General features: G+C 54.9%; 8 protein-coding genes. All 8 read left to right on the forward strand.

The window, feature by feature from the left end; genetic code table 11:
* Positions 1-111: 111 nt before the first annotated feature.
* The 8 genes from ACSAMM_RS14785 (at position 112) to ACSAMM_RS14820 (ending at position 12,665) form a co-directional block, all read left to right on the forward strand.
* Positions 112-2,061 carry a glutaminase domain-containing protein gene (locus tag ACSAMM_RS14785; RefSeq protein WP_457792054.1) on the forward strand — a complete coding sequence of 650 codons (1,950 nt, stop codon included), beginning with the start codon at positions 112-114 and terminating at the stop codon, positions 2,059-2,061.
* A 101-nt stretch (positions 2,062-2,162) separates the two neighbouring features.
* Positions 2,163-3,080 (forward strand): helix-turn-helix domain-containing protein, encoded by a 918-nt coding sequence (locus ACSAMM_RS14790; RefSeq protein ID WP_178724570.1) that lies wholly within the window; start codon positions 2,163-2,165, stop codon positions 3,078-3,080.
* A complete protein-coding gene (locus ACSAMM_RS14795) occupies positions 3,077-5,923 on the forward strand; it encodes an extracellular solute-binding protein (protein WP_457792055.1) in 2,847 nt (948 codons plus the stop codon). The genes ACSAMM_RS14790 and ACSAMM_RS14795 overlap by 4 nt, the downstream gene beginning before the upstream one ends.
* A gap of 51 nt (positions 5,924-5,974) precedes the next feature.
* A complete protein-coding gene (locus ACSAMM_RS14800) occupies positions 5,975-6,934 on the forward strand; it encodes a carbohydrate ABC transporter permease (RefSeq protein WP_457792056.1) in 960 nt (319 codons plus the stop codon).
* 35 nt (positions 6,935-6,969) lie between these two features.
* A complete protein-coding gene (locus ACSAMM_RS14805) occupies positions 6,970-7,806 on the forward strand; it encodes a carbohydrate ABC transporter permease (RefSeq protein WP_457792058.1) in 837 nt (278 codons plus the stop codon).
* Between the two features lie 12 nt (positions 7,807-7,818).
* Positions 7,819-9,351, forward strand: coding sequence for a hypothetical protein (locus tag ACSAMM_RS14810; RefSeq protein WP_178724563.1), 1,533 nt, complete (start codon positions 7,819-7,821; stop codon positions 9,349-9,351).
* Positions 9,352-9,377: 26 nt separating this feature from the next.
* Positions 9,378-10,019, forward strand: coding sequence for a Yip1 family protein (locus ACSAMM_RS14815; protein ID WP_457792059.1), 642 nt, complete (start codon positions 9,378-9,380; stop codon positions 10,017-10,019).
* A 93-nt stretch (positions 10,020-10,112) separates the two neighbouring features.
* Entirely contained in the window at positions 10,113-12,665 is a 2,553-nt protein-coding gene (locus tag ACSAMM_RS14820) for a DUF5696 domain-containing protein (RefSeq protein WP_457792060.1), read from the forward strand.
* The last annotated feature ends 28 nt before the right edge of the window (positions 12,666-12,693 follow it).

Here is a 12,693-nt window from a genome sequence, read left to right on the forward strand (position 1 = left end):
AAGATTCCTCACGTTTTTGTGAGAAATATTCTATTCTCTTTCGTTGACGCTTCTCTATAATTATTATATAGAAAGACACGATAGCCGCAAGTAAAATTTGGAGGGCCTGTCATGAAACTGCGCGCGCCGGCTGTTCCGCTGGTTACTTACGATCCGTATTTCAGCATTTGGTCCATGTCGGATAGCTTGAATGACGATCCCACGAGGCACTGGACGTCTGTGCCCCATCCGCTGACCGGTGAGGTAACCTTAAATGAAAAGATTTACCGTTTTATGGGCGTAGGCGACAGCGATGCCATGCAGCAAATTTCGGTGGATGTTACGCCAATGTCTACCGCCTATCGGTTTCGCTGCCCCGGGCTGGAATTGGCGGTCACTTTCACCACCCCTCTGCTTTTGGATGATCTTACGGTTTTATCCCGGCCGGTGACGTATTTAGCGATTCAAGCCTTTCCGGACAATAAGGCCGCCGTGCAGGATTTGCGGGTTACTCTTGTGATAGACGACGCTATTTGCCTGGGCGAAAAGGGCGAACAGGATACGGTTTATACCCCGTTTACGTGCGGGACCGTAAAAGGCGCGAAGGTTGGCGGCCGGGAGCAAAAGCCGCTGAGTTCCTGCGGCGATTTGGTTTGCATCCAGTGGGGCTACGTCTACGCGGCAGTTCGCCAGCCGGCGGCGGTCGTCGCTCCGATAAACGGCCGAAATAAGAACGGGACATGCTTTCATAACATAAGCATCGACATCCCTCTGGAAACAGATGAGCAGCAGACGGTGATAGCCCTGGCCTATGACGATATCCAGGCGTTGGAATATTTTCATACACCGCTGGAGCTCTACTGGAAAAAAGAAGCGCCTACCCTTGAGCGTCTTTTGGAGATAGCGCTGGACGAATATGAATCTCTAAAGGAAAGGTGCGACAATTTTGATCGGCAGCTCTGCGAGGACGCCACAGAGGCCGGCAGCGGTTTATATGCCGAGCTGCTTTCGCTGGCATACCGGCAAAGCGTGGCGGCCCACAAACTGTGTGAGGATTCCGAAGGCGAGCTGCTGTTCATTTCCAAGGAATGTGGAAGCGGCGCCTGTGCCGCCACTGTTGATGTCAGTTATCCCTCCATGCCGCTCTTCCTGTTGTATAATCCCCGCCTTGTAGAAGCGATGATGCGTCCGATTTTTCGCTATGCCCGCTCCGATGCTTGGCCCTATCCCTTTGCTCCGCATGACGCCGGATACTATCCGCTGCTGAACGGCCAGACATATGGCATGGAAATGGAGCGTCAGATGCCGGTGGAGGAATGCAGCAACATGCTGCTGATGACCGCAGCGGCCGCGTTGGCGAGCGGAGATATTTCGTTCGCCCGGAAAAATTGGGATCTGCTGGAGCAGTGGTGCGGTTATCTGCTGGAGCATGGCTACGATCCGGAAAATCAGCTGTGCACGGACGACTTTGCGGGGCATCTGGCCCACAATTGCAATCTGTCGCTGAAGTTTATTATGAGCATCGCCGGGTTTGCCCTTCTTTGCAAGGCAAACGGCATGCCGGAGCGATGGGAAAGTCTTGTAAGCACAGCCAGGGCTCTGGCTGTCCGCTGGATACGGGAAGCCTCCAACGAGGACGGAACTTTTCGCCTGGCCTTTGACCAGCCGAATACTTTTAGCCTGAAATACAACGCGGTTTGGGATCAGCTGTTTAACACCGAAATTTTCCCGCCCCATACGTTTGATGTGGAGCTCCGGTCCTACATGGAGCGCGCGGAGCTTTACGGGATGCCGTTGGACTGCCGGGAGGCCTATACCAAATCCGATTGGCTGGTGTGGTGCGCCGCCATGCTTGACCGCCGCGAGGATTTTGTACGCATGATCGAGCCTCTGTGGAAATTCTATCACGAATCGCCCACCCGTTTCGCCATGGGCGACTGGTATTACACCACGACGGCTCAGGCGCGGGAATTCCAGAATCGAAGCGTACAGGGAGGCCTGTTTATCGGCTTGCTGAAACAAAAAGGCCTGAAGAAAGGGGAAAAAGTGGAACCGGTTCTGGTTGGGGCCGCCGTCAGATAGCCGATAAAGTGTTCTAAATTTTTATAGCTGGACGGGAACAGACGGACTTTCTATAATTGAATAATCAGCAGCGGTTGTAAGATGTAGAAAGGTTGAGGACTATGGCACGTCCCAGGACAAAACGAAACTACACAGGCCGGGAAAAGATTATATTTACCAGTGTGTCCCACCGGGATGCCCCGTTGTCGGTGGAGCTTGCAGGCGTGACCTATCCGAGTCCCTATTATCGTATCCGGCACAATCCGGCCTCGTCTTATGTGTTTGAATATGTGCTGGAAGGACGCGGCTGGATCGAATACGAGCGGGAACGGCTGACGGTGCAGGAGGGGGATTTTTATCTTATCCAGCAATCGACTGCCTGTACATATGGTTCCGATTATCACACACCGTATAAAAAGATTTGGCTCAATGCCGAGGGCGAGCTGGTGGGCCATCTGCTGGCAGGATACGGCCTGGTCTCCCCGGTAGTGATTGTTCACAAGAATGTCGAACACCTTTTCCGGGAGATTCACCGGCAGCTGCTCCACCCGTCGGAGGAGAATCCGACCCTGCAGCTAACCTTGTCCTTTCATGAGCTGATCGCTTTTGTGAGCGAAACCGAATGCTCGCAGATCCTGAAAAAACCGCTGTATGAACAGATACGGGATTATATTGATTTTCATCTTGGCGAGCCGCTTCGCCTCGAGCTCATTGCGGAACGATTTTATATCAGCCGTGCCTATCTCGCACGCATTTTTCAACAGGCGTATCATCAATCGCCTTATGATTATATTCTCAAGAGAAAGATGCAGGTTGCGTGCAACATGCTGGTGTACACCCGAATGCCGGTTCAGGAGATTGCCATGCGCCTGTCCTTTGGCGACCCTCATTATTTTTCCAATGCATTTAAGAAGGTCGTCGGAAAATCGCCGCGGGATTACCGGCAGAGTATGGGCGACATACAGATGATGGATATCCTTGAGGGGGATGAACGGCTTCTTGAACAATGCCATTTACTTGGTGAGGAGAATGCGATATGAAGACTCACAGAAATCGGGTACGTTTCGCGGCGGCCGCCGCGGCGCTTCTGTGTACGGGCGTCATGCCTGCCGGTGCGTTCGTCCCGGTGGAAAGCAGCGTTTTTGGCAGCGATTCTTATGCGGCATACGCTTCCGCAGGGCATACCGGGAAGTCCCCGGCGTCTCCGCTGTCTCTGAACATGCGGGAGCCGGCCGCTTCGGAGAAGGCGGAAACTCTCGAGGAACTGAACGGGTATTCCGGCCCCTCTCTGAAGCTGGCGGAAGGCGGTTTTGCCGAATGGTCTTTTAACTTTCCGGAGGATACTCTGTGTCATGTGGAGATATCCTGCTGCCAGGTGACGGGCCGCGGCGCGAATGCAGAGTTTGCTTTATATATTAACGGCGAAATTCCCTTCTCCTCTGCCGCGGGCTTTGAGGTGCGGCGCATATACAAGGATGACGTGGAGGGAGGCGCTTTTCAGCAGGACAGCCAGGGAAACGACATTATCCCTTCCGTGCGGGAATATCCGGTTTGGCAGGATATCCGGCTGACGGATCCGCGAGGGTATGAGCAGGAGCCCTATCTATTCCGGTTTCCGGCGGGAAAAAACACCCTGCGCATTGCCCTGAATCGTGAAGGCTTGGCGATTCGTTCCATCCGGCTTTCGGCTGCAGACGAGATTCCGGCTTACGCGGAAGTTCAGCGGGAATATGAGCGGCTGGGATACCGGCCGGCGTCGGATTACTGCCAGACGGTGCAGGGAGAACTGCCGCTCTATAAAAACAGCAAATCCATCCTGCCGAAGGCGGATCGAAGCTCTCCCACCACCACGCCGGGCGGAGGCGCGGGCAATTCTCTGAACTACATAGGCGCTGATAACTGGAAATCCCCAGGGGCGAGTATCACATGGGAGATTGAGGTGAAACAGGACGGCCTGTATAAAATCCTCATTAAAAGCCGGCAGAAGTACAGCCGGGACGTGAACGCCACCCGCCAGCTTCTTATCGACGGGCAACTGCCCTTTCAGGAAGCCGCCGCCCTGGCTTTCCCGTATTCCTCGGACTGGCAGAATTACACGGTCGGCGGGGAGGAAGATCCTTTCCTGTTTTATTTGACAGCCGGCCGGCATACCGTCACCCTGTCTGTTTCTCTGGGTGAAATCGGCGAGGTGATAGGAGAGGTGGACGCCAGCCTCACAGAGCTCAACCGCTGCTATCGGGACATCCTGATGGCGGTAGGCACCTCCCCGGACGCCTATCGGGATTATAACCTGGATAAGCTGCTCCCGGAAACCATTGCCGCTATGGGGGAACAGGCGGATCGGCTGCGGCAGGCCTCCGCCCGTATGGTGAAGCTGACGGGAAGCCGCGGATCCAATACCGCCGTGCTGGATCGGATTGTCACCCGGCTGACGGATATGAGCGAACGGCCGGATACCATTGCCAAGCGGTTCAGCGTCTTCAAGGACAGCCTGGGTTCTCTGGGCACCTGGCTGCTGACGGCGAGCGAGCAGGCGCTGGATATTGATTTCCTGCAGATTGCTTCGCCGGACTTTATTCCCGCCCGGGCGGACGGTACCTTTGTGCAGAAGCTGTGGCACGAGACCAAAGCGTTTCTTCGTTCCTTTACGGCGGATTATTCCATCGTCAGCAACAGCAACGAAGCCCAAACAGATATCGAGGTGTGGCTGGCGACCGGACGGGATCAGGTTCAGGTGCTGAAAAAACTAATCGAATCGGATTTTACTCCTCATCAAAAAGTCAACGTGAACCTGAAGCTGGTGCAGGCCTCTGTGCTGCTGCCGTCCACGGCGACAGGTAGAAACCCCGATGTCTATCTCCAGGCCGCGAGCGGCGACGCCGTTAACTATGCCATGCGCGGCGCTCTGGTGGATCTCAGCGCCTTCAGCGATTACCAGGAGGTGGAGAAACGCTTCCATCCCAGCGCGATTACCCCTTTGAAATATCGGGACGGCGTGTATGCTTTACCGGAAACCCAGAGTTACACCATGCTGTTTTATCGCAAGGACATCCTGTCGGAACTGGGCATCGGTGTTCCCGAAACCTGGGATGAAATTTATAAGATATTACCGATCCTTAAGAAAAACAATATGAATTTTGCCATGCCAGTTTCAACAGTTGCGGCGCCGGACGCCGGCATGAGCACCTTCTATATGTTTCTGCTCCAGCGAGGCGGCAGCCTGTACAACGACGCTTTGAACGCCACCCGGCTGGACGGCGAGGAATCCATAGCGGCCTTTAAACAGTGGACGAGTTTTTACGTGGATTATACCCTGCCCCAAACCTACGACGCGGCCAACCGCTTCCGTCTGGGAGAAACCCCGCTGCTGCTCGCCGACTATTCCCTGTACAACACGCTGCAGGTATTTGCTCCCGAAATTGCCTCGCTGTGGGGGATTGAAAAGATTCCCGGCACCGCCGGCTCCTCCGGAACCGTCAGCCGCGCCAATTCCGGCTCCGGCGTTTGCTCCATGATTTTGGCGAAAAACGATGATGTGGAAGCGTCCTGGAAGTTCCTTCGCTGGTGGACCTCCGCCGAAGTTCAGAGCGCCTACGGTACGGAAATTGAAAACGTCCTGGGGGCCTCTGCCCGGTATCCCACGGCCAACCTGGAGGCGGTCAGGGAGCTGCCCTGGTCGGCGACGGATTATCAAAAGCTGGTGGAGCAGCGCGAGGAGCTGATCGGCATACCTCAGGTGCCTGGCAGCTACTTCATTTCCCGGCATCTGACCAACGCCTTCCGCAGTGTGGTGATATCCGGTGCGGAGCCGCGGGAATCTCTGGTGGAATACACCGAGACCATTAATCGGGAAATAGCCGATAAGATTGACGAATTTTCCTGACAGGCTGCACGGGCCTGTACACCGGGAACCGAGAAATATGGAGGAATCGGCATGAATGCTGACCTTGACAGAGGCTTGACGGGCAGACAGATCGTAAGAAGTTATGTACAGGACAGCCTGCGCTCTACTGGAAGAAGGCTGCGGAAAAACTGGACAGGGTACTTTTTTCTGCTTCCGTTTTTTTTGCTATTTTTCACGTTTGTTATCCTGCCTGTGGTGATTTCCATCTGGTACAGCTTTACCTATTACAACATTCTGAACACACCGAAATTCATTGGGTTTAAGAATTATCTGGATTTGTTTATTCACGACGACGTGTTTATGATAGCCGTCAAAAACACCTTTGTTTTCGCTGTCATTACCGGCCCGGTGGGCTATCTGGCCAGTCTGATGTTCGCCTGGTTCATCAATGAGCTTCCCGGTAAGGTGCGGGCCGTCATGGTGACGATTTTTTACGCGCCCTCGATTTCCGGCGCGGTGTATCTCATCTGGACCATCCTTTTCAGCGGTGACTCCTATGGGTATATCAACAGCGTGCTGATCTCCCTGGGGTTTATCAACGATCCGATTCAGTGGCTGGCCGATACGCGGTATATGGCTCCCATTGTCATCCTTGTCACCATCTGGATGAGCCTGGGCGCCGGGTTTCTGTCTTTTGTCGCTGGCTTCCAGGGGCTGGACGCCTCGCTGGTGGAGGCAGGGATGATCGACGGTATCAGCAACCGCTGGCAGGAGCTGTGGTTCATCACGCTGCCTTCCATGCGGCCCCAGATGATGTTCGGCGCGGTCATGTCCATTACCTCCGCGTTTACCATCGGCGATCAAACCACCGCCCTGTGCGGGCTTCCCAGTACGGACTATGCCGTCCATACGATTCTCAATCACCTTCAGGATTACGGAACGGTGCGATATGAAATGGGATACGCTTCCGCTATTGCGACCGTGCTTTTCTTGGCAATGCTGGTGACGAACCAGCTGATTCAGCTGCTGCTGAGGAGGGTGGGCAAATGAGTAGGGGGAGAGTTCAAAGCCGAAAGGGCCGTCGAATGGCCAATCGTTCCCGCGGCGGCGACGTCGTCAATTTTCTTTTTCTCTGCGCCGTAGGCGTGTTCATGGCTCTGCCGCTGGTGTATGTCATCGTCAATGCCTTCAAGCCGCTGGATGAGATTTTCATGTTTCCGCCCCGCTTCTTCGTGCGCAATCCGACCATGAACAATTTCAGCGAACTGTACATCGTTTTGGCGGATTCCTGGGTGCCCTTCTCCCGGTACGTGTTCAACACCCTGTTTATCACCGCGACGGGCACGCTGTTCCATGTGTTGTTTGCCTCTATGGCGGCATTTGCCCTGTGCAAAATCGATTTGCCCGGCAAAAACCTGCTCTTTTTCATCGTGGTGAACTCCCTGATGTTCACCCCAGCCGTCACCGGCGTCCCCAACTACATGATCATGACCAATCTGCGCCTGACGGATACCTATTGGTCGATTATCCTGCCGGTTGTGGGCGGCTCCATGGGTTTGTTTCTCATGAAGCAGTTCATGTCCACGGTGCCGGACGCGCTCATTGAGGCCGCAAAAATAGACGGCGCCCATCAGATGACCATATTCTGGCGGGTCGTGATGCCGCAAGTCAAGCCGGCCTGGCTGACCCTGGTGATTTTCTGTGTGCAGAACCTGTGGAATGCCAACGGCGGCGTGTATATTTACACGGAGCATATGAAAACGCTACCCTATGCCCTCAGCCAGATCGTGGGAGGCGGCATTGCCCGCACCGGCGTTGCCTCGACGGTTTCCCTGATTATGCTGGTGGTCCCTGTCTGTACGTTTATTCTCACCCAGAGCAACATCGTGGAAACCATGGCCAGCTCGGGCATTAAGGAATAAAAGGAGAGAGCCATGAAGAAGAGGGTCAAACGAGCGCTTATCTGCGCAGTGGCGCTGGTTTTGCTGGTTTTCGGTTGTTCCTTCTCGTACCCGTCGGATTCCTACAGCATCACCTATGGCAACGACGCCGTTCTGTCCGCCGAAGCCGTAAAATTCGGCCGAACCATCACCGGAGTGGACTTAGGAATCGGCGGCTTCAAGGATCCGATGTGTGTGCGTTGTGCGCCGGACGGCCGGCTGCTGATCGCCGACACCGGCAATCACCGTGTTGTCGTGACCGACAGCCAATATACGGTTCAGTTTGTTTTACAGACTTTTTCGCGCGAAGGACGGGAAGATTCTCTCAAAGAGCCGAACGGCGTATTCGTCACCCAAGAGGGGGAGATTTATGTAGCCGACACGGGGAACCAGAGAGTGCTGGTCTTTGGGCCGGACGGAAAATTCCGCCGGGAAATGCCGCGCCCGGAATCCGCTCTGCTGGGAGATAATTTCGTATACCAGCCGACCGCTCTGGTGGTAGATACCGCCGGGCGCATGTATGTCATCGCCAGGAATATCAATCAGGGCTTGATGGAGTTTGATGAGTCCGGTCGGTTCAAGGGCTTTATGGGGGCCAATAAGGTCAATATCGATCCCTGGCAGGTGCTGCTCAAGCGGTTCTCCACCCAGGAAATGATCGCCCGTATGGAGCAAACGGTGCCGACCGAGTATAACGGCATCACCATCGATGCCGACGGCTTTATCTATACCACCACCAGCACCTTGTCCGATTCCGTCATTTCCAGCGTGATTCAAAACCGGTCCACGGATGAGAGATATTCTCCGATTCGTAAGCTTAACGCCAGCGGTACCGATGTGTTGCAGCGGCAGGGGGCTTTTATGCCGGTCGGCGACACCACCTACGTTTCCGCAGTCATCGATTCCTCAAAGCCCGCCGGCCCCTCCAAACTGCGGGATATTGCGGTAGACGGCGCCTCTTTTTACACGGTGCTGGATTCCAACCGCGGACATGTGTTCAAATATGATAATCGAGGAAATCTTCTGTTCCAATTCGGCGGCCTGAGTGATACCAACAGCGGCTTTGTCACGCCGGTCTCTCTGACCCAGCTGGATGGGCGGTATCTGATTCTGGATTTCAGCCGGCAGTGTCTGATTGAGTTTCAGACCACGGAGTATGGCGAAAAAATCGTCGATGCAACGCTGCAGTATCAAAACGGCCGGTACGCGGAATCCCGGCAGCAGTGGGAAAGTGTGCTGACCCTCAATGGCAACTGTGAAACCGCGTATATCGGGCTGGGGCTGGTGGAATACCACGATAAAAATTATGCGCAGGCGGCCGCTTATTTCAAGCTGGGGCAGGATCGCCAGAATTATTCCAAGGCCTTCAGTAAATACCGCTCGCAGGTTATCGTCGACCATTTCGGTGAAATTGCCGCCGTGTTGCTGGCGCTGGCCGGCGCGCTGCTGGTGCTCGCCATATGTCTGCGGCTGCGCAGAAAGTACCGGGAAATTGTTGACAGCGTCATGCACGCCCGGCGACGGTAAAAATCACGGAAAGGCGTTGGAGGATCATGCGGTCTGCTTTACAGAATTATGCAAGAACCTTGAAATTTTCTCTATACATAATCGTCAATCCATTTAAGGGATTCTGGGATATGAAACGGGAGAAGAAGGGGAGCCTTTCCGCCGCCCTCACCATTCTGGCGCTGGCCGTTATTTCCACGGTGGCGGAGGCGCAGTATCTCAGCTTCCCGTTCAATACGGCGTATTATGAACCGAAAAACTTCTTTTCTGCCAGCCTGTCGCTGCTGCTGCCGTTCGCCCTGTGGTGTGTGGTCAGCTATTGCCTGACCACTCTGATGAACGGGGAAGGCGCTTTCCGGGACATCGTGATGGCCACCTGCTACGCCCTGACCCCCATGGTTTTGACCTATATTCCACTGACTCTTATCAGCTACGCCCTGACCTTGGAGGAATCCGGATTGGTCACGCTGGTTCATACCGTTGTGCTCATCTGGACGGCGTTCCTGCTGATTGCCGGGACGCTGGAAATCCACCAGTACACGATGTTCAAAACGGTGATGACCATTCTGTTCACCATTATCGGCATCGCCATCGTGATTTTCCTGGGATTGCTGCTGTTCACTCTGATGGACCAAATGTGGACCTTTGTCAGCAATCTGGCCGAGGAAATATCCCTGCGGCTTCGTTGACGAGGGGGGAAACACCCGGAGGGCTTATACGAACAGCCAATCTTATCGGCCCTTTCACCGGAAATTCGTATGACAACGAAAGGACGGACTATTGTGAAACAACCGATCCGCATGTGCGCGGCGCCGCTGCTGGCGCTTGTTCTGCTGCTTTCCTCCTGTGCGGGAGCTAAAGAAAGCGGCTCTGCGGCTGGTTTCGGCCAGTATACAGAAATTTCGGGAACCGAGGCGCCGCCGTCAGGGTTCACACGCCGTTATGAAGCCGGTGGGCGGACGCTGCTGCTCAATGAAGCGACCGCCGAAATTGCCGTACGGGATAACGCAACCGGAACGATATGGTATTCCAATCCGCAGGAACGGGAAAACGACAGCATCGCCACCGATGAAAACAAGGAGGTTCTCGCCTCGCAGCTGTTCATCACCTATCAGAACCCGATGAATCAGACCTCCTCCTTCTACTCCTATAAAGACAGCGTCCGTCTGGGGGCTTATCAATGCGAGGCAGTTGAACGCGGTTTTCTGGTGACCTATCATTTGGGCGCCGAGGATCCGGAGCGGGGAATCCCTAAGGCGCTGACCAAGCAGGGCTACGAGACGCTGCTCGCCCGTTTTCAGAACAAAACGGATCAGTCGGCCTTTTCCAAGCAGTATTCCCTGGTCAAGCTCAGCATGCTGCAAAAAGGGGAAACCATGCAGAGCTTCCTGGAGAAATACCCGCGCCTTCAAAACGAAGATCTATATATTTTACGAACCGGCAATAAAGTCGTCTATGCGAAGCTGCGCGCCTTACTGGAAAACGTGGGGTATTCCGAAGAGGATTTGAAACGGGACGAGACCGACGCCGGTTATGTGGAAAAGGAAGAAAAGGTGCTTTTTCAGGTCGGGATCCGCTATGAGCTGGTGGACGGCGATCTGGTGGTTACTATACCCGTCGACCGGCTGGCCATGCCGGCGGGCTATACCATTACAACCATCGGGGTGCTTCCGTATTTTGCCTCGGAGGGAAAAGAAGCCGTCGGCGAATTGGTGCTGCCGGACGGCTCCGGTTCCGTTATCCGGATGAACAATGGCAAAACCGGCGCCAATCCATACGAGGCCAAGGTGTATGGAGACGATATCGGCAATTATGATCGCACAAAGAGCTATGAACCTCGTGCGGTTCATCTGCCGGTGTTCGGCATTTCCGGGCAGAACAGCGCCGTCTTCGCCATCATAGAAAACGGAGAGGAAACCGCCACCCTGCACGCGATGGTGTCGGGTATGCGGTCGGAAAACAATAACGCCTATGTCTCTTTCGCCCCGGTGGCCGAAGAGTATTACCAGTTGGGAAAAACCGTCGGCGCGGCCATCAGCTTTCTGGACACCCGGTACGCGGATGAGGACATGATTGTCCGCTACAAACTCTTTTCAGAGCCCATGGGATATTCGCAAATGGCGCAGATCTATCGCCAGTATCTGATTGAAAAAAACCGGCTTGCCGATCGGGCGGAACCGTCGGCCTACAAGGCTTACCTGGAGCTGACGGGGGCGGTGACAAGCACCGGCAGCCTGCTGGGCATCCCCTATGAGGAGGTCATTGCGCTGACCACCTTCGGGCAGGCAGGCGAAATCCTTCAGGCTCTGGAAGAAAAAGGCGTGGAAAAGCTGGCGGTCAAATACACCGGCTGGAATAAAGGCGGCGTCCGGCAGGGGCTTCCCTCTGCGATTTCGCCGGAAAGCCAACTGGGCGGTACCCGCGCCTTTCAGACGTTTCTGGAGACCTGCCGCACCCGTGACATCGCCCTGTACCTGAATTACAACTTTCAGACGGTGACGAAAACAGACACGCTGTTTGACAATTTTTCCAGGGGGAAGCACGCCGCTCGGACCATCACCGGCAAATACGGCCGGTATGTGCCCCGCTATCGGGGCGATCTGTATACGCCCGTGGAAAAACAGTATGTCCTTAAACCCTCCCTGTACAATGCATTCAGCGAAATGGTTGCGGATGAATTAGAATCCTTTGGCCTGACCGGTGTCAGCCTGGAGGCTATGGGGAGCAAGCTGGCGGCCGACTACGACGACAGTCAATATTGTTCCCTGTCGGAAAGCACCGCGCGGGTGCAAGACGCCCTGCGCCGCCTGACGGATCGCTCCATCCGCGTGCTGTCCCAAGGGGTCAACGATTATGCGTTTTCCCAAGTGACCGATGTCGTGGAGCTGGATACCTACTCCGCCGAATACACCATTACCGATTACGCCGTTCCCTTTTTGCAGATGGTGGTATCCGGGTCGCTGGACTATGCCGGGGCTGCCTTCAATTATGACGATGCCAACACCAATTTCTTGAAAGCGCTGGAAACGGGTTCGCTGCTGTACGTCGATTTGATGTATGCGGACAACAGCGTCCTCAAGCATAAGGAGAACCTGGATACATACTACACCTCCTGCTACCGCCACTGGATCGATGCGTTCAGCGAAGCCTACGGCAAGCTCAGCGCGATATACGAGGAGGTGGGCGGCCGAGTCATCACCGGTCATTGCCGGCTGGCTGATAAGGTGTACAGCACCACTTACGAAAGCGGCAAACGGATTCTGGTCAATTACGCCGATACGGCGTATACCGTCGAGGGAGTCACGGTGCCCGCCCATGGATACGCGATTGTTTAAACGGAATGGCCGCCGCGGAGCAAGGGAG

The organism is Anaeromassilibacillus sp. SJQ-5 (assembly GCF_054108045.1).

Coding starts and splice junctions, on each gene's coding strand:
- ACSAMM_RS14795 (WP_457792055.1), top strand. CDS start 3,077: ATGAAGACTCACAGAAATCGGGTACGTTTCGCGGCGGCCGCCGCGGCG.
- ACSAMM_RS14815 (WP_457792059.1), top strand. CDS start 9,378: ATGCGGTCTGCTTTACAGAATTATGCAAGAACCTTGAAATTTTCTCTA.
- ACSAMM_RS14790 (WP_178724570.1), top strand. CDS start 2,163: ATGGCACGTCCCAGGACAAAACGAAACTACACAGGCCGGGAAAAGATT.
- ACSAMM_RS14810 (WP_178724563.1), top strand. CDS start 7,819: ATGAAGAAGAGGGTCAAACGAGCGCTTATCTGCGCAGTGGCGCTGGTT.
- ACSAMM_RS14785 (WP_457792054.1), top strand. CDS start 112: ATGAAACTGCGCGCGCCGGCTGTTCCGCTGGTTACTTACGATCCGTAT.
- ACSAMM_RS14800 (WP_457792056.1), top strand. CDS start 5,975: ATGAATGCTGACCTTGACAGAGGCTTGACGGGCAGACAGATCGTAAGA.
- ACSAMM_RS14805 (WP_457792058.1), top strand. CDS start 6,970: ATGGCCAATCGTTCCCGCGGCGGCGACGTCGTCAATTTTCTTTTTCTC.